Source organism: Streptomyces sp. NBC_00207 (assembly GCF_045160965.1).
Lineage (GTDB): Bacteria > Actinomycetota > Actinomycetes > Streptomycetales > Streptomycetaceae > Streptomyces.
The window spans coordinates 2,598,018-2,615,856 of record NZ_CP130715.1 but is presented as its reverse complement, the minus strand read 5'-3'; the positions used below and the strand labels follow the sequence as shown (position 1 = coordinate 2,615,856).

Sequence of the window (17,839 nt, the reverse complement as noted above, 5' to 3'; positions counted from 1 at the left end):
CCGTACCCATAGGGGTAATTCACACCACCGGGATACCCGGGGGCGACGCGGGGGCGATAGGGTTAACCTGCCCGGGCCGGGTGCCCTCGTACGGGTGGGGAGAGAACATGGAACAGATAGCTATGCGCAGCAGGCCGCCTCGCGTGCCTGCCATCACCTGCGGCAGCGGTGCGAGCAGTTCGCGCCTCGACCGCCATCTCGCCGTGCTGGGCGGACCTGCCCTCCCGCACCGGGAGAGCGCCGAGGCGACGCTGCTGATGCGCGAGCTCACCTCCCGCGACCACACGCACCGCCTGCGGAGCCGGAGCGCGCGCGTCTCGCTCTTCGCGCCGCTGCGCCGTCTGCGTCGCACGCTCTTCGGCAGCCGCCGTTCGTAACCGTCCCCGCACCGCAGCCGTTCGCCCTCGGGCCTGCGGCTTCCCGGCCCTACCCGATCACACCGTCCCGGCGCAGTTCCGAGATCTGTGCGTCCGCCATCCCCAGGGCGCGCAGCAGGGATTCGGTGTGTTCGCCCAGCGCGGGCACCGCACCCATGTGCGGTGCCGCGCCGCCCGGCAGCCCGATCGGCGGCAGCAGGGCCCGCAGCGGACCGGCCGGTGATCCCACCTCCCGCCACCGGTCCCGGGCCGCCAGCTGCGGATGCCCGGCCAGCTGCGCCACCGAGTTCAGCCGCGCGCAGGCGATGCCCGCCGCCTCCAGGCGCCCGATCGCCTCGTCCGCGCCCAGCCGTCCCAGGGCCTCCGCCACCACCGCGTCGGTCTTCGCCCGGTTCCCGGTGCGCGCCGCGTTCGTCGCGTACGCCGGATCCTCGGCCAACTCTGGCTGCTCCAGCACTTGTTGGGCGAGCCGGCGCCACTCCCGGTCGTTCTGCACCGACAGCAGCACCCGGTCCCCGTCGGCCGTCGCGTAGGCGTCGTAGGGTGCGATCACCGCGTGCGCGAGCCCGGTGCGCACGGGCTGCTCCCCGCCGTGCATCGTGTGGTGCAGCGGATGCCCCATCCATTCGGCCAGCGCGTCCAGCATGGACACCTCCACCCTGCCCCCGCGCCCGGTGACCCCGCGGCGCAGCAGGGCGGCGAGGACCCCCGAGAAGGCGTACATGGCCGCCGCGATGTCGGCCGCCGGGATCCCCGCCTTGACCGGCTGCTCCGGGGTGCCGGTCACCGAGACCAGGCCCGCCTCGCACTGCACGAGCATGTCGTAGGCGCGCTTGTGGGCGTACGGGCCCTCGGGGCCGTAGCCGGAGACGTCCACGGCGACCAGCCGGGGGTAACGCGCGCACAGCGCGGCCGAGTCGAGCCCGAGCCGGGCGGCGGCGCCCTGGGCGAGGTTCTGCACGAAGACGTCGGCGCCGGCCAGCAGGCCGTGCAGGACCTCCCGGCCGCGCGGGTCCTTCAGGTCGAGCGCGATCGACTCCTTGCCCCGGTTGGCCCAGACGAAGTGCGAGGCGAGGCCGTGCGCGGCGGTGTCGTACGCGCGGGCGAAGTCGCCGCCGTCGGGACGCTCGACCTTGATCACCCTGGCGCCGAGGTCGGCGAGCTGGCGGGTGGCGAAGGGGGCCGAGACGGCCTGTTCGACGGCGACGACGGTGATGCCGTCCAGCGGGAGCGGTTCGGGGGCCGGTGCGGGAGCCGTTTCGTTAGCCATGGGCCCTGCCTACCGGGTCGGACGGGAACTGTCACCACCCGGGGCGGTGACATGCGTCATCCGTGCGCCGCCTCCCCCCGGGCGAACCTGCGCGTGGCCAGGGGCACGAACAGGGCGAGGAGCAGCACCGACCAGAGCAGCGCCCCGGCCACGGGATGAGCCGCGGGCCAGGCGGCCCCGGCCGCAGCCTCGGCGCCGGCGTTCCCGCACAGCTCGCGCACGGCGGTGGCGACGGCGCTGATCGGGTTCCACTCGGCGACCGCGCGCAGCCACCCGGGCAGTCCGGCGGTCGGCAGGTACGCGCTGGACAGCATCGGCAGGACGAAGGTGGCGCTGCCGAGCTGACCCGCCGCCTCCTCGCTCCTGCTCAGCAGGCCGAGGTACGTGCCCACCCACGCGGTCGCGAAGCGGAACAGCAGCAGCACGCCCAGGGCGCCCAGCGCTCCGGGCAGGCCGTTCTCGATCCGCCAGCCCATCGCCAGCCCCACCAGCATCAACGGCACCATCGACACGCCCGTGGTGAGCAGATCGGCCGCCGTCTGCCCGAGCGGGACGGCGGCGCGGCTCATCGGCAGGGTGCGGAACCGGTCCATCACGCCGCGGTGGGCGTCCTGCGCCGCCGTGAACATGCCGGTCATCAGGCCGTTCGCGGCCGTTGCGGCGAGCAGCCCGGGCACCAGGAACTCCCGGTACTCGGCGCCCGGCATGGCCAGGGCGCTGCCGAAGACGTACCCGAAGAACAACAGCATGGTGACCGGCATGGTCTGGGTGAGGACCAGGAGCGCGGGGGCGTGCCGGGCCTTCTGGAGCTGGCGGGTGAAGACGGCTCCGCCGTCGGACAGCAGGGTGCTCATGCGGCGTACTCCTGATCGGCGGAACGGGCCTGGGTGAGGCGCAGGAACACCTCGTCGAGGGTGGGCGGGCGCAGGCCGGCGTCCGTGACCGGGACGCCGGCGGTGTCGAGTTCCCGGATGATCCGCGGCAGGGTGAGCCCGCGGTCGAGGACGGTGACGCCCACGGTCAGCCGCTCCTCGTCGAGCACGGGCCGGCCCCCGGTGAGCTGGTCGAGTACGCCGGCGGCGGCGGGCAGGGCTCCGCGGGCGGCGACGGTGACCTCCGCGTAGGCGCCGATGCGGGCCTTGAGCCCGGCCGGAGTGCCGGTGGCGGCCACCCGGCCGCGGTCGACGACCACGATGTCGTCGGCGAGCCGGTCGGCCTCCTCCAGGTACTGGGTGGTGAGCAGCACGGTGGTGCCCTCCTCCGCGAGGGTGCGCACCGCGCTCCAGATCTGCTCGCGGGCCGCCGGGTCCAGGCCGGTGGTGGGCTCGTCGAGGAACAGCACCCGGGGGCGGGTGACCAGCCCGGCGGCCAGGTCCAGGCGCCGCTTCATGCCGCCGGACCAGGTGGCGGCCACGCGGTCGGCGGCCTCGGTGAGCCCGAACCGTTCCAGCAGTTCGTCGGCGCGGGCCCGGCCCGCGGAGCCGCGCAGTCCGGTGAGCCGGGCGAAGAGCCGGAGGTTCTCGCGGCCCGTCAGATCCCCGTCGACGGAGGCGTGCTGGCCGGTGACCCCGATGGCGCGGCGGACGGCCGCGGGCTCGCGGGTGACGTCGTGGCCGGCGACGAGGGCGCGGCCGGCGGTGGGCGCGGTGAGGGTGGTGAGGACCCGGACGGCGGTGGTCTTGCCCGCACCGTTGGGGCCGAGGAGGCCGCAGACCGTGCCCTCGGCCACGGCGAGGTCGAGGCCGCGCAGGGCGTGGACCTCCCCGTAGTTCTTCTCCAGACCTTCACTAAGTACAGCGTACGTAGTCGTCATGTGCGACACCGTACCTCACTACGTACGGCGTACGTAACTAAGATGGTGGTCGAGACGACGAGGTGATCTGAGCGATGACAGCCGGCGGGCGACCCGCTGAACCCGAAGTGATCTGGTCCCGGCCCCAGCGGGCCGGCCGCGGCCCCAGGCCCGCGCACAGCCGCGACTCCATCGCGGCCGAGGCGGTGCGGATCGCCGACGCGGAGGGCATCGAGGCCGTCTCGATGCGGCGCGTGGCCGCAGGGATCGGCGCGGGGACGATGTCCCTCTACAACTACGTGCCGCGCAAGGAGGACCTGTACGAGCTGATGGTCGACGCGGTCAGCGGGGAGTACGAGCTCACCCCGCCGACCGGCGACTGGCGGGCCGACCAGCTGGCGCTGGCCCGGCAGACGCGCGCGCTGATGCACCGCCATCCCTGGCTGCCGCGCCTGCTGAGCCCCGTCTACGGCTTCGGCCCGAACGCCCTTCGCTACCTGGAGTACAGCCTGGACTGCCTGGCGCCGCTGGACGCGCCGGACGCCGAGAAGCTGGAGCTCGTCGCAGCGGTCAACGGCACCGTCGCGACCTACGTGGCGGGCGAGCTGGCACTGGCCGAGCGGGCCCGCGCGCTGCCGTGGACCGAGGCGCAGGAGCAGGGCGTACGGACGGCCTGGCTCGGCTCCCGCCTGGCCACCGGGGAGTACCCGCGGCTGGCGGCGGCCCTCGCGGGCGGCGGCCCGGTCCCCGGCGCGGGGCTGGACATGGCCGCGGTGTTCGACCGCTCCGTGTCGCGGCTGCTCGGGGCCTGGGGTACGTAAGGGCGCGGGCCCGTCGGCTTCGCGGGCGGGCCCGCCCCCGCTTCGTCGCTCAGAGGAGCGCGAACTGCCCGCCCGGCCCCTCCTCGTGGTGGTCCAGCACCGAGGCCGGCCGCCGGGACCAGCCCGGCGGAGGCAGCACCCCGGCCGCGCGCAGCTCCCCGGCCGACAGGCCCGGCCCCGGCTCGAACGCGGCCCGCTCCGGCGCCAGATCGGCCAGCAGCGCCAAGGTGGTCACCAGGGCGAGCAGCTCCGAGGTCCAGCTCTGCGGCCACTCGGCGGGCCCCAGCGCCTCCAGCCCGTCGGCGTCCGGACCGCGGTGCGCGGTGCGCGCGGCGAACCAGGCCTCCAGCACCCGCACGCCCTGCGCCTCGTACTCCCAGGCCCCGGCCGGCACGGGGGAGACCGTCCCGCCCCCGAGGCTCAGCGTCTCGCTGTCGGCGTCGTACGCGAGCCCCTGCGGCCACGCCCCCACCGCCGAGCGGACGTACGGGCGCCGTCCGCCCGGCAGCCGCGGCGGCTCACCGCCCCGCGCCCCGCGCAGCTGGACGGTGAGCAGCCGGTGCCCAAGCTCCAGCCCGGCCCGCCAGCGTGCGGGGTCGGCGGCGAGCGGGACCTCGTGGCCGCGCGGCCCCGGGCGGCCCGCGGCGAGGACCCAGCACAGGAAGTCCTCGGGGGTGGCCCAGCCGCCGTAGCGCTCGCCCAGCAGGGGCAGCAGGCCGGGGGCGAGATTGGGCTCCGCGCCGCCGGGGCGCCGGTGCAGCGGGCGGATCCGGCCGAGCCGGCCGGCCGGGAGGTGCGCGGTGACCAGCGGGTCGGGGGTCTCGACGAGGAACACCTGATGCTCGTCCCGGACCCGCCAGAGCTCCGGCCGGGCCGAGTCGATCAGCCGCTGGTCGGGCAGGAGCCACTGTTCGTCGAAGGGCTCGCGGAGCACCCGTACGGGGTCGGGGCAGGGGCCGGGCGCGTCGGCGAAACGGGCCGTGGCCGCCGAGCGCTGACCCGGCAGCGCGGCCGCCCCGGCGGCGGGCGTGCGGACGCGGCTCGGGCGGAACAGCAGCTCCCGCTCGGCCCCTTCGGAGCCGGTCAAGGCGGCCCAGCGGGCGCGCAGGGCCGCCGGATCGGGCGCGGCCACCCAGTCCCGGCCCAGGCGCAGGCCGCCCACGGCCCAGGGCATCAGATCGTCCAGCAGCGGTACGTCTTCGCTCACGCCGCCGATGGTAGCGACGGGATCCGATGGCCGGGCTGCGTCCAGGCCGAAGCGTTACGCTCCTTATGTACGCATAAGTGACACATACGTGACACATGCGTACGGGATCGACCGAGGAGACGGTCATGAGCCAGTACGACGAATACTCGACTCCGTCGCAGGCCGAGGGCGAGCGCCTCGACGAGGACATGGACGACAAGCAGCGCAAGGAGCGGCACCCCCAGACGATGCGGACCACGCCGTCCCAGGCGGAGGGCGAGCGCACCACGGAGGCCGACGAGAAGTAGGCCTCACGGCCGCCGGCGACGGGCTTCGTCAGTGGGCGTCGACCGTCACGGTGAAGGAGAAACGGTCGCCGCGGTAGCGGATCCGCGCCACGTCCACCACCCGGCCGTCCTCGTCGTACGTCACGCCCGTGTAGTGCAGGATCGGGCTGAGCAGCGGAACCTGGAGCAGCTCGGCCGTCTCCGGGTCGGCCAGCCGGGCCTCGACCGTGTCCGTGATGCGGCTGATGCGGACGCCCACGACGTCCCGCAGCACCTTGGTCATCGGCCAGCGCTCCAGATCGGCGAGGTCCACCGCCTCGGCGAATTCCGGAAGCACCGCGTTCTCGGCCCAGTTGGTCGGCTCGCCGCTCTCCCGGTCGCGGCGCAGCCTTCGGTACGTGACCACCTCGGGCGTGGCAGGGAAGTGCTCCAGCAGCTCCCCGGCCACGGGTGTGCGCCCGTGGCCGAGGATCGTCGTGCGATCACCCGACTGCTGGGCCACGATCGCGTCGACCGAGCCCAGCAGCCGGACCGGGGCGCTGCGCAGCGCGCCCGGCTCGATGAACGTGCCGCGCCGCCGGTGCCGGCTGATCAGGCCCTCGCCCTCCAGCTCCTTGAGGGCCTGCCGCATGGTCAGCACGCTCACCCCGTAGTGCTCGGCCAGCTGCTCCTCGGTGGGCAGGCGCAGCGAGGCGTCCGGAGTGCGCCCCAGTATCGAGGCGCGCAGTGACTGCGACACCTGATACCAGAGCGGCAGCTTCCGGTTCAGTACCAGCGAGTCGGGGGCGAAGGCGGTCACGGGTGGATCTCCGAACGGCTGGACAGGGGGTGACGTGCAGCGCCTGCAGGGTATGCAGTGCAGGTCAGGCGCGGAAGTGGCGCTGCAGACCCTGCCACACGTCGTCGTAGCCGCGCTGGAGGTGATCGGCGCCGGCCGCCTGGGCGGTGGCGGTGATCGGCCAGCGGGTCTCGAACATGAAGGCCAGGCCGTCGTCGATCTTCTGCGGCTTCAGCTCGGCGGCGCTCGCCCGGTCGAAGGTCTCCCGGTCGGGGCCGTGCGCGGACATCATGTTGTGGAGCGAGCCGCCGCCGGGGACGAAACCCTCGGCCTTGGCGTCGTAGGCGCCCTCGATGAGGCCCATGTACTCGCTCATCACGTTGCGGTGGAAGTAGGGCGGGCGGAAGGTGTCCTCGCCGACCAGCCAGCGCGGCGCGAAGACCACGAAGTCCACACCCGCCAGGCCCGGGGTGTCGGAGGGCGAGGTCAGGACCGTGAAGATCGACGGGTCGGGGTGGTCGTAGCTGATCGAGCCCAGGACGTTGAAGCGGTGCAGGTCGTAGACGTACGGGACGTGGCTGCCGTGCCAGGCGACCACGTCGAGCGGGGAGTGGTCGTAGGTGGCCGACCAGAGGTTGCCGCAGAACTTGTTGATCACCTCGGTCGGGCGCTCGACGTCCTCGTACGCGGCCACCGGGGCCTGGAAGTCCCGTGCGGCGGCGAGGCCGTTGGCGCCGATCGGGCCCAGGTTCGGCAGCTCGAAGGGCTGGCCGTAGTTCTCGCAGACGTAGCCGCGGGCGTCGGCGTCCAGCAGCTCGACGCGGAAGCGGACCCCGCGCGGGATGAGCGCCACGTCGCCCGGGCGGGCGGCGAGCAGGCCGAGCTCGGTGCGCAGGAGCAGTCCGCCGCGCTCGGGGACGATCAGCAGTTCGCCGTCGGAGTCGCTGAACACCCGGTCCGTCATGGAGGTGTTGGCGGAGTAGAGGTGGATGGCCATGCCGGCGCGCTGGGCCGCGTCGCCGTTGCCGCCGAGGGTCCACAGGCCGGACAGGAAGTCGGTGCCGGGGGCCGGGTCGGGCAGCGGGTTCCAGCGGAGCCGGTTCGGGTCCGCGGCCTCGGTGAAGGGCGCGGTGCGCAGGGCCCCGTTGTCGATCCGGGTGAAGGGCGGGTGCGCGGCCGAGGGGCGGATCCGGTAGAGCCACGAGCGGCGGTTGTGGGTGCGGGGCTCGGTGAAGGCGCTGCCGCTGAGCTGCTCGGCGTAGAGGCCGAGGGGTGCGCGCTGGGGCGAGTTCCGGCCGAGCGGGAGGGCGCCGGGGACGGCCTCCGAGCTGTGCTCGTTGCCGAAGCCGGTGAGGTACTCCAGTCCCTCTGCCGTCTTCCTGGCCTGCTCGCTGCCGGCCTGCTCGCTCATGTGCTGCTCCCGCTCCGTCGAAGGAATCCTATGGTCGACAGTAGGATTCCGCGGCCCGCGCGTCAACGGGGTCTTGGGGCCTGGGGGTGGCGGAAGGCCGGGCGGCGGGCCGGGGCGGGCCGGGGCGGGGCGGGACCCGGAATCCGGAACCCGGGACGGATGCGGGCAGGCCGGGGCGGATTCACGCAGACCTGAGCCGGATTCGCGCAGGAGGGGATCCCAAAAGATGAACATTGCTCTACTCTCACGCGCATGTCGTGGACCCGCAGGTTCCCTGCCGTGCCGGCGGCGCTCCTCGCCGCCCTCCTTGCCCTCCTGACCCTCTTCGCCGCCGCGCCCGCCGCCCGCGCGCACGAGGAGCGCCCGGTCACCCTCCCGGACGGCTCCGGATCCGTACCGGAATACCGCAAGGCCGAGCCCGACCTGGTCGTCTGCAAGACCGACCGGCCCGCCTTCGAACGCCGGATATCCGCCTTTCCCGACGAGCTCAGGCAGCGCAACCTCGCCCTGTACGAGCGGTGCGAGAAGAGCGGCTACCGCCACCTCCAGGAGGCCGTCGACGCCGTCGACCGGCCCGGGATGAACATCGCGATCCTCCCCGGCCTGTACGAGGAGGAGCCCTCGCTCCCGAAGCCGACGGGGGAGTGCGCCGCGCTGAAGGCCCCCCAGTCCTCGCTCGGCTACCAGATCCTGTCGTACGAGCAGCAGGTGCAGTGCCGGCACAACCAGAACCTCGTCGCGATCCTCGGCAAGACGAACCTGCAGATCGAGGGCACGGGCGCGACACGGCTGGACGTGGTCGTCGACGCCAAGTACCAGAAGCTGAACGCCATCCGCGCCGACAAGTCCAACGGCATCTACTTCCGCAACTTCACCGCCCAGCGCACCACCTTCAACTCGCTCTACGTGCTCGCGGGCGACGGCTTCGTCATCGACGACGTGCTGACCCGCTGGAACGACGAGTACGGCTTCCTGACCTTCGCCAGCGACCACGGGCTCTACAAGAACTGCGAGTCGTACGGGAACGGCGACTCCGGCATCTACCCGGGCAGCGCCTCGAACATCAACGACGGCCGCGGCTACGACGTCCCCCGCTACTCCATCGAGATCACCGGCTGCCGCAGCCACCACAACATGGTCGGATACTCCGGCACCGCGGGTGACTCGGTCTGGGTCCACGACAACGAGTTCGATCAGAACATGGGCGGCGCCTCGATGGACAGCGCCTTCCCCGGCCACCCCGGGCTCCCGCAGAACCACGCCAAGTTCGAGCGGAACCTGATCCACGACAACAACCAGGACTACTACCACCACGTCGCCGACGGCACCTGCGCCAAGCCGCCGATCGAGCGCGGCTACGAACGCGGCGTCGTCTGCCCGCAGATCTCCATGCCGCCCGGCACCGGCATCATCACCGCGGGCGGCAACTGGAACCTGTACGAGGACAACTGGGTGTACGGGCACCGGCGCGCGGGCTTCTTCCTCAGCGCGGTCCCCGCCTTCATCCGGGGCGAGGAGGAGTGGTCGAAGCAGACGGACACCTCCCACCACAACCGGTACGCCGGGAACGTCATGGGCAAGGACAAATCCGGCGCCTCCCGCCCCAACGGCATGGACGTGTGGTGGGACGGGCAGGGCCGCGGCAACTGCTGGCAGGACGGCCCCGACGGCTCCACCCCCGGCACGGTCCCGCAGTGCGGTGACCGCCGGGGCGCCGTCTCGGGGGCGTCGGCGCGGCTGGTCGGCGAACCGGTCAAGCTCGTCCAGCTCCTCGTCTGCGCCGACTACAACGTCCAGGCACGCAAACTCCCGGCCGGCTGCGACTGGTACGGCGCGCGCGGCCTGGAACGGGTGGAAACCCAGCTCGCGCTCGCCGTCGCGGCCGTCCTGCTGCTGGTCGGCGGGGTCCTGTGGTGGCGCCGCCTGCGCGGCTCGCGCCTGGGCACGGCCGCCTCGCTCCTCGGCCTGGCGGGCCTGGCCCTGGACGTGGCCGGCTCCACGACAGGGCTGACCGCCACCTTCGTCCCGGCCCTGGCCCTCCTCCTGCTCGGCCTGTGGTGGACGGGCGTCGGCCTCGCGCTGCGCCCCAGCCGCCCCTGGCTGGCCCGCCTGACCCTGCTGCTGGCCGGGCTCACCCTGCTGGACGCCTTCGACAAGGCCGTCCTGATGATCCCCTGGACCCCCCTGAGCCCCGCCTGGGTACGGGCCCTGGTGGCCGTCGTCTGGGTCCTGTGGGCGGTCGTCGCCTCGGCCCGCCCGGGCGCCCCGGCCCGCCCGTCCGGCCCGGGCGGCGACCCCGCAGGCGACCGCGCCCCGGTCCCCGTCGGCCCCGCCCCGGCCCTCCACGCGGCAGTCCCCGAACCCCCGGCAACCCCGGACCCGGCCCCGTGACCGCCGCCCCGGATGCCCCGGGCGGTCCCAGGACGCCACGACCACGCGAAGCCGCCCGTCCGTGCGGCGGCACGCCGAACCCAGGCGGCCCCGGCAACTCCGGCCCTGGCCCCGTGACCGCCGCCCCGGCCTTGACGAGCGACCACACCACAGGAGGCCAGCCGTGACCGGCCGCCCCGACGACGACATCCGGTGCGATGCCTGCCGTACGCCGCCCCGCGCGGCCCGCAGGCCCCGCCGGGCCGCCCGCAGCGCGGCCCTGCTCGCCCTCGCCCTGCTCCTGGCGTGCGGCGCGGCGACGGGCTGCGGCGGGCGGGCCACCACCCACCACAAGCCCGGCACCAGCCACGAGCAGGCCTCCGGCAGCGTGGGCACCCTGCTCACCGCGGACGACGGCGCCGGCCACCGGCTCCGCGAGGTCCCGGCGCAGGGCGCGCCGGAGGTCCAGCTGACGGTCCGCCCGGACTCCGAGGACGGCTGGAACCTCCAACTGGCGGTGAAGAACTACCGCTTCACCCCCGACAGCACCGGCGGCGCCGCCCTCCCAGGCGCCGGCCACGCCCACCTGGAGCTCGACGGACGCAAGCTGGCCCGGCTGTACGGCCCGTGGTTCCACCTGCCCGCCACGCAGGTCCCCGAGGGCGCGCACACCCTGACCGTCCGCCTCTACGCGGACGACCACACCGCCTGGGCGGTGTCCGGCAAGCCGGTGCAGGCCACGACCCAGCTCACCGCCGCCCCGGGCTCCTCCGCGGGCCACGGCCACGGTGAGACCGAGGCCGCGCCGAAGCCACCAGACCAGCAGCAGGCCGACCGGACGGTCACCATCACCGTCCGGGACGGCAAGGTCAGCCCCGCCCCCGCCCGCACCGAGCTGCGGCGCGGGGAACGTGTCGCCCTGCGGGTGACGAGCGACCGGGCGGACACCCTGCACGTCCACGGCTACGACAAGGAACTCGCCCTGCCGGCAGGCCAGGAGGCCACCCTGATCCTGACAGCAGACCGCACGGGCCTCTTCGAGGTCGAAACCCACGAGTCCAACCTCGTCCTGACCCAACTCCTCGTCCGATGAATCCGCTGCCGCTGGCCGCGCTGCCCCTGGCCGCGCTGCCGCTGGCCGCGCTGCCGCTGGCCGCGCTGCCGCTGGCCGCGCTGCCGCTGGCCGCGCTGCCGCTGGCCGCGCTGCCGCTGGCCGCGCTGCCGCTGGCCGCGCTGCCCCTGGCCGCGCTGCCCCTGGCCGCGCTGCCCCGGACAGGCCACCAGGACCAGGACCAGGACCAACGGTGCCGATGCGCCGCGCCTTCCGCCCACTTCGCCCAGGGGTCCGGTCCCTGCGCCCGTCGAGGCCGAGGCGCCGGCCGCGAGGCCGCCGGCGTTCCCGCCGCCCCCGGCGGGGGAGCGGTCCGACGGGATCCACCCCGCGGCAGCCTCGCCCGGCTCCCCGGACTCGGGCCCGAGTCCGCGGCGCCAGGCCTCTCAGGGCACGTCCGTGGCGGGACGGCGCCCCTGGCAGGCCGGTGGTGAGCCCCGTCGGTCCGGGCCCCGACCCAGGCGCGGTCGGTGGTGGGGTCGGTCAGGGCGTGGTCCTTCACCCGGCCGATCCGCTCACCGCGCTCGCGCACGGGATCGGCTCGCAGCACGATCTGCCGATCTCTCCCTTCTACGCCTTCGCCGGTGCCTTCACCGCACTGTTCGTCTCCTTCCTCGCGCTCGGCCTCCTCTGGTCCACCTCCCGCTTCCGCGGCGACCGCTCAGGCCTCGCCCTGCCCGCCGTCCTCCAGCGGGTGGCCGACGCGCCGGCCACCCGAACCACCCTGCGCGGACTGGGACTCGCCGCCGCACTCGCCGTCCTGCTCCACCTCCTCCTCGGTCCCGACGACCCCGCGGACAACCCCGCTCCCGGCGCCGTCTACGTCCTTCTCTGGGTCGGACTCGTGCCCGCCTCCCTCCTGCTCGGCCCCGTCTGGCGCCTGCTCAACCCGCTCCGCACCCTGCACCGCCTGCTCTCCCGAGTCCTGCGCCGCCCCGACCCCGGTCGCCCTCACCCCGGCCGGCCCCTCCCCGCCCGGCTGGGGCAATGGCCGGCCGCGGTCGGCCTGTTCGGCTTCACCTGGCTCGAGCTCGTCGCTCCTGATCCCGCATCCACCACCACCCTCCTGATCGCCCTCGCCACCTACGCAACCGCCCAGCTGCTACTCGCCGCCCGCTACGGCGAGCACTGGTTCGACGACGGAGACGCCTTCGAGGCGTACTCCGCCCTCCTCGCCCGGCTCTCCCCCCTCGGCCGCCGCAGCGACGGCCGCCTGGTCCTCCGCAACCCCTTCCACGGACTCGACGCGACGCCCGAGCGGCCCGGACTCGTCGCCACCGTCTGCGTCCTGCTCGGCTCCACCGCCTACGACGGCTTCTCCGACAGCCCCTCCTGGATCAACGCCCTACAGACCTCCCCCCTCGGCCGCACCCCCGCGGCCACACTCGGACTGCTCGCCTCCATCGCCCTCGTCGCCACCCTGTACTGCCTGTGCGCGGCGGCCACCCGCCTCGTCAGCGGGCCGCACCCCGGCCCGCTGACCGCCTTCGCGCACTCACTCGTACCGATCGCACTCGGCTATCTCATCGCCCACTACTTCTCCCTCCTGGTAGTCGAAGGACCACGCACAGTAAGCATGGCATTGGGCACTGACAACGCCCCCGAACCCGCCTCGCCACTGGGTCCCGGGGCCCTCGCCGCCCTCCAGGTCATCGCCGTCGTCACCGGGCACGTGCTCGGCGTGGTCGCCGCACACGACCGCTCCGTACGCCTCTTCCCGCCCGCCAAGGCGGTGGCTGGACAACTGCCACTGCTCGCGCTGATGATCACGTACACCGTCGGCGGCCTCAGCCTCCTGCTGAACTGAGGCCCCCGCCGACCCCGGAACCGAGGAGCGGCATGATGGACCCCGTGCCTCCCGCCCACTCACTGCGCCGCACGCCCGTCCAGCAGCGCAGCACCGACCGGCTCGCCCGGATCCTCGACGCCTGCGCCGAGCTGCTGGACGAGACCGGGTACGAGAACCTCAGCACCCGCGCCGTAGCCCTGCGCGCCGGAGTGCCGATCGGCTCCGTCTACCGCTTCTTCGGCAACAAGCGGGCCATGGCGATCGCCCTCGCCCACCGCAACCTCGACCGCTACGCCGACGGCATCGCGGACCGGCTCGCCGGCCTCCCGGCCACCCACTGGCGGCCGGTCGTGGACGCCGTACTGGACGAGTACCTGGCGATGAAGCGCAGCGTCCCCGGGTTCGCGCTCGTCGACTTCGGAGTCCCCGCGCCGCCGCCCGAGGGCCCGGAGGCCGACCCCAACCACCAGGTCGCCGTCCGCCTGACCGAACTGCTCTCCACGCACCTCGGCCTGACCCCCGACGCCACCCTGGAACGGGCTGTCCTCGTGGCCGTCGAGGCCACCGACGCCCTCATCCAGCTGGCCTTCCGGACCGACCCGGCCGGGGATCCCGACATCGTCGCCGAGACCCGCGCGATGATGCACGCCTACCTGGCCCGCGTACTGGACTGACGCCTCCCCGCCCGCCCCCTCCCCGTCGGTCCTTCCCCGCCTGCCCCCTCCCCGCCCGTACTCGGTCCCGCACGCCCCTCCCCTCCGTCCCTACCGGTCGGTATGCTCGGTGTGCCCCGCGTGCCCGTGCCGCAGCCTGCCGCCCATGGAGGGCCCATGCCCCGCACCGCCCTGCGCATCTGCCCCCTCTGCGAAGCCACCTGCGGCCTCACCCTGACGATTGAAGGCGCCGCGGTCACCGGCGCCCGCGGTGACCGTGACGACGTGTTCAGCAAGGGCTTCATCTGCCCCAAGGGCGCCGCCTTCGGACAGCTCGACGCCGACCCCGACCGACTGCGCACCCCCCTCGTCCGCCGCGACGGCCGACTGCAGGAGGCGACCTGGGAGGAGGCCTACGACGCCATCGCCGCCGCCGTGCCCGCACTCGTCCGGGAGCACGGGCCCCAGTCGGTCGGCGTGGTCCTCGGCAACCCGAACGTCCACACCATGGCGGGCGCCCTCTACCCGCCGCTGCTCCTCAAGGCCCTGGGCACCCGCAACCTCTTCACCGCCAGCACCCTCGACCAGATGCCCAAGCACGTCTCCAGCGGGCTGCTCTTCGGCGACCCCTTCGCCATCCCGGTGCCCGACCTCGACCGGACCGACTTCCTGCTGCTCCTGGGCGCCAACCCGCTCGAGTCCAACGGCTCCCTGTGCACCGCCCCCGACTTCCCCGGCAAGCTCAAGGCGCTGCGCGCCCGCGGCGGCACCCTGGTCGTCGTCGACCCGCGCCGCACCCGTACCGCCGCGCTCGCCGACCGCCACCTCGCGCCGCGCCCCGGCAGCGACGCGCTGCTGCTCGCCGCCCTCGCGCACACGCTGCTCGCCGAGAAGCTCGCCGCCCCCGGCGTGCTCGAAGAATGGACCGAAGGACTCGGGGAACTCCCCGCCGCGCTCGGGAGTTTCACTCCTGAGGCCGTGGCCCCCGCCTGCGACCTCCCGGCCGACGAGATCCGCACCCTCGCCCGCGAGCTCGCGGCCGCGCCCACCGCCGCCGTGTACGGACGTATCGGCAGTTGCACCGTCGAGCACGGCACGCCGGCCAGCTGGCTGGTCGACGTACTGAACATCCTCACCGGCAACCTCGACCGGCCGGGCGGAGCACTCTTCCCGCTCCCGGCCGCCGGCCCGAGGCCCCGCCCCGCCGGGCCCGGCAAGGGGTTCGCCGTCGGCCGCTGGCACAGCCGGGTCAGCGGTCACCCCGAGGTCAAGAGCGAACTGCCCACCGCCGCCCTGGCCGAGGAGATCGAGACGCCGGGGGAGGGGCGGATCCGCGCCCTGATCGCCATCGCCGCGAATCCCGTCCTGTCCGCACCCGACGGCGACCGGCTCGACCGGGCGCTGGCCGGCCTCGACTTCATGGTCTCCGTCGACCCGTACCTGAACGAGACCTCACGCCACGCCCACGTCGTCCTGCCCCCGCCGCCGCCCTCGCAGAGCGCACACCACGACTTCGCCTTCAACGGCTTCGCCGTCCGCAACCAGGTGCGCTACACGCGTGCCGCCGTCCCCCTCGAAGCCGGCCGCCTCGACGAGTGCGAAATCCACGCGCGCCTCGTCCTGGCCGTCTCCGGCATGCACGGCTCGGCCGGACCGGAGGCCGTCGACGAGCTGGCCGTTCAGGGCGCCCTCGCCAAGGAGACCGCCGACCCGCGCTCTCCCCTCCACGGGCAGGACCCGGCGCGCCTCGCCGGCCTCCTCACCGGTGAGAGCGGCCCCGAGCGCCGGCTCGACCTGATGCTCCGACTCGGGCCGTACGGAGACCGGTTCGGAGCGGCGGCCGAGGGGGAGCTCAGCCTGGAGCGGCTGCTCGCGCACCCGCACGGCATCGACCTGGGCCCGCTGCAGCCCCGGCTCCCGGGCGTACTGAGGACCCGCAGCGGCAGGATCGAGCTGCTCCCGGACCCGATCGCGGCCGAGCTCCCCAGGCTGCGCGCGGCGCTCGCCGACCGCCCCGCCACCCTGGTGCTCGTGGGCCGCCGCCACCTGCGGTCCAACAACAGCTGGTTGCACAACGTTCCGGCCCTCAATGGAGGTTCCAACCGCTGCACCCTGCAGGTCCACCCGCAGGACGCCGACCGGCTGGGCCTCACCGACGGCGGCCGGGCCCGGGTCACCGCCGAGGGCGGGAGCGTGGAGGTGCCGGTGGAGGTCACGGACACCGTCCGCACCGGCGTGGTGAGCCTCCCGCACGGCTGGGGCCACGACCGTGCCGGCTCCCGGCTCGCGGTGGCCTCCGCCGCGCCCGGTGTCAACGTCAACCAGCTGCTCAACGGCACCCGGCTCGACCGACTGTCCGGCACGGCGGTGCTCAACGGTTTCCCCGTCGAACTCACACCCCTGCCCTGAGCTGGGGTTTTGCTCGTATTGCTCACGCGCAGACGTCTTGTTGGCCCCCGGAGGCGGCACCTACCTTCCCCCCATGCTGACCTTCCTCGGCTTCGCCATGATCGCGACCTTCCTGGTCCTGATCATGATGAAGAAAATGTCGCCCATCGCGGCGCTCGTCCTCATCCCCGCACTCTTCTGCGTGTTCGCAGGCAAGGGCGCGCACCTCGGCGACTACGTCATCGATGGCGTCGGCAAGCTCGCACCGACCGCCGCCATGCTGATGTTCGCCATCGTCTACTTCGGCGTGATGATCGACGTCGGCCTCTTCGATCCGATCGTTCGCGGCATCCTGCGCTTCTGCAAGGCGGACCCGATGCGGGTGGTGGTCGGTACCGCCGTCCTCGCCGCGATCGTCTCGCTCGACGGCGACGGATCCACCACCTTCATGATCACCGTTTCGGCCATGTATCCGCTCTACAAGCGCCTCGGCCTGAGCCTGGTGGTCATGACGGGCGTGGCGGCCACGGCCAACGGCGTCATGAACACCCTGCCCTGGGGCGGCCCCACGGCGCGCGCCGCCACCGCCCTCAAGCTCGACGCCGCCGACATCTTCGTCCCGATGATCCCGGCCCTCGCGGTGGGCCTGCTCTTCGTGTTCGTCCTGGCGTACGTCCTCGGCATCAAGGAGCGCCGCCGGGTCGGCCTCCTCGTCATTCCCGGAGAGGTGCCGGAGGCGGAGTCGGAGCCGGAGTCCGCCGCCTCCCTCGTCACGGCCGGGTCCGGCCTGCGCACCGGCGGCGCCCCCGCCCCCGAGTCCGGTTCCGGTTCTGGCGCCGGTTCGGAGTCCGGCTCCGACCCCGACCCCGGCTCCGGGTCCGGGTCCGCGGAGGCCTCCGCGGCCGCCGTGGCCACCGGCGGCCACGCGTCCGCCACCCCGCCCGGCGAGGGAGACGGCTTCCAGGGCCTCGACCCGCAGCGCCCCACCCTGCGCCCGCGCCTCTACTGGTTCAACGCAGGTCTCACCGTCGCGCTGCTCACCGCCATGATCATGGAGCTGCTGCCCATCCCGGTGCTGTTCCTGCTCGGCGCGGCCCTCGCCCTCACCGTCAACTTCCCGCACATGCCCGACCAGAAGGCCCGGATCGCGGCCCACGCCGACAACGTCCTGAACGTCGCCGGCATGGTCTTCGCCGCCGCCGTCTTCACCGGCGTCCTCACCGGCACCGGCATGGTCAAGCACATGGCCGACTGGCTCGTCGGTGCCATCCCCGAGGGCATGGGCCCGCACATGGCGCTGGTCACCGGGCTGCTCAGCCTGCCGCTCACCTACTTCATGTCCAACGACGGCTTCTACTTCGGCGTCCTGCCCGTCCTCGCCGAGGCCGGCGCCGCCCACGGGGTCTCCCCGCTGGAGATCGCCCGTGCCTCCCTCGTCGGGCAGGCGCTGCACATGTCCAGCCCGCTGGTTCCGGCCGTCTACGTCCTCGTGGGCATGGCCAGGGTCGAGTTCGGCGACCACACCCGCTTCACCGTGAAATGGGCGGCTCTGACCTCTCTCGTCGTCCTCGCGGCAGGGATGCTTTTCGGCATCATCTGACCCGCG

General features: G+C 73.8%; 16 protein-coding genes. 10 read left to right on the top strand and 6 right to left on the bottom strand.

All coding sequences use genetic code 11. From position 1 onward, the window contains the following. Positions 1–107 precede the first annotated feature (107 nt). Positions 108–377, top strand: a complete 270-nt coding sequence (locus OG472_RS12555; protein ID WP_401609051.1) for a hypothetical protein — start codon at positions 108–110, stop codon at positions 375–377. Positions 378–426: 49 nt separating this feature from the next. On the opposite strand, the gene OG472_RS12550 is transcribed toward OG472_RS12555, so the two are convergent. Genes OG472_RS12550 through OG472_RS12540 form a run of 3 tightly spaced genes read right to left on the bottom strand, consistent with a single transcriptional unit; the run spans position 427 to position 3,460 of the window. Next, complete coding sequence (locus OG472_RS12550; RefSeq protein ID WP_405829479.1) at positions 427–1,647, bottom strand: CaiB/BaiF CoA transferase family protein; 1,221 nt, start codon at positions 1,645–1,647, stop codon at positions 427–429. A gap of 56 nt (positions 1,648–1,703) precedes the next feature. After that, positions 1,704–2,501 (bottom strand): ABC transporter permease, encoded by a 798-nt coding sequence (locus tag OG472_RS12545; protein WP_401609056.1) that lies wholly within the window; start codon positions 2,499–2,501, stop codon positions 1,704–1,706. Next, a complete protein-coding gene (locus OG472_RS12540; protein ID WP_405941424.1) occupies positions 2,498–3,460 on the bottom strand; it encodes an ATP-binding cassette domain-containing protein in 963 nt (320 codons plus the stop codon). The genes OG472_RS12545 and OG472_RS12540 overlap by 4 nt, the downstream gene beginning before the upstream one ends. Before the next feature lie 74 nt (positions 3,461–3,534). Here OG472_RS12540 and OG472_RS12535 point away from each other — a divergent pair, with 74 nt between their 5' ends. Beyond that, the gene (locus OG472_RS12535) at positions 3,535–4,260 is read left to right on the top strand and encodes a TetR/AcrR family transcriptional regulator (protein ID WP_383573366.1); all 726 of its coding nucleotides are present in this window, start codon (positions 3,535–3,537) and stop codon (positions 4,258–4,260) included. Positions 4,261–4,309: 49 nt separating this feature from the next. Here OG472_RS12535 and OG472_RS12530 read toward each other — a convergent pair whose 3' ends face one another. Then, positions 4,310–5,434 carry a type ISP restriction/modification enzyme gene (locus OG472_RS12530; protein WP_405943168.1) on the bottom strand — a complete coding sequence of 375 codons (1,125 nt, stop codon included), beginning with the start codon at positions 5,432–5,434 and terminating at the stop codon, positions 4,310–4,312. A gap of 158 nt (positions 5,435–5,592) precedes the next feature. Between OG472_RS12530 and OG472_RS12525 the strand changes: the two genes are divergently transcribed. Beyond that, positions 5,593–5,754 (top strand): hypothetical protein, encoded by a 162-nt coding sequence (locus tag OG472_RS12525; protein ID WP_319731732.1) that lies wholly within the window; start codon positions 5,593–5,595, stop codon positions 5,752–5,754. A gap of 28 nt (positions 5,755–5,782) precedes the next feature. On the opposite strand, the gene OG472_RS12520 is transcribed toward OG472_RS12525, so the two are convergent. Both OG472_RS12520 and hmgA read right to left on the bottom strand, forming a co-directional pair. After that, positions 5,783–6,532, bottom strand: coding sequence for a GntR family transcriptional regulator (locus OG472_RS12520; protein ID WP_327413083.1), 750 nt, complete (start codon positions 6,530–6,532; stop codon positions 5,783–5,785). Positions 6,533–6,596: 64 nt separating this feature from the next. After that, entirely contained in the window at positions 6,597–7,922 is a 1,326-nt protein-coding gene (gene hmgA / locus OG472_RS12515) for a homogentisate 1,2-dioxygenase (protein ID WP_401609063.1), read from the bottom strand. 252 nt (positions 7,923–8,174) lie between these two features. Here hmgA and OG472_RS12510 point away from each other — a divergent pair, with 252 nt between their 5' ends. From OG472_RS12510 to OG472_RS12480, 7 genes are all read left to right on the top strand, one after another. After that, positions 8,175–10,313 (top strand): right-handed parallel beta-helix repeat-containing protein, encoded by a 2,139-nt coding sequence (locus tag OG472_RS12510; RefSeq protein WP_405941423.1) that lies wholly within the window; start codon positions 8,175–8,177, stop codon positions 10,311–10,313. A gap of 259 nt (positions 10,314–10,572) precedes the next feature. Further along, a complete protein-coding gene (locus OG472_RS12505) occupies positions 10,573–11,385 on the top strand; it encodes a hypothetical protein (protein WP_405943167.1) in 813 nt (270 codons plus the stop codon). Next, on the top strand, positions 11,382–11,837 hold the full coding sequence (locus tag OG472_RS12500; RefSeq protein ID WP_405941422.1) for a hypothetical protein: 456 nt from the start codon (positions 11,382–11,384) through the stop codon (positions 11,835–11,837). The genes OG472_RS12505 and OG472_RS12500 overlap by 4 nt, the downstream gene beginning before the upstream one ends. A 56-nt stretch (positions 11,838–11,893) precedes the next feature. Further along, complete coding sequence (locus OG472_RS12495; RefSeq protein ID WP_405829472.1) at positions 11,894–13,210, top strand: hypothetical protein; 1,317 nt, start codon at positions 11,894–11,896, stop codon at positions 13,208–13,210. A gap of 35 nt (positions 13,211–13,245) precedes the next feature. Continuing rightward, on the top strand, positions 13,246–13,866 hold the full coding sequence (locus OG472_RS12490) for a TetR family transcriptional regulator (RefSeq protein WP_405834849.1): 621 nt from the start codon (positions 13,246–13,248) through the stop codon (positions 13,864–13,866). A gap of 156 nt (positions 13,867–14,022) precedes the next feature. Then, positions 14,023–16,254, top strand: coding sequence for a molybdopterin-dependent oxidoreductase (locus tag OG472_RS12485; RefSeq protein WP_401609069.1), 2,232 nt, complete (start codon positions 14,023–14,025; stop codon positions 16,252–16,254). Positions 16,255–16,327: 73 nt separating this feature from the next. After that, complete coding sequence (locus OG472_RS12480; RefSeq protein WP_405941421.1) at positions 16,328–17,833, top strand: CitMHS family transporter; 1,506 nt, start codon at positions 16,328–16,330, stop codon at positions 17,831–17,833. Positions 17,834–17,839: the final 6 nt, after the last annotated feature.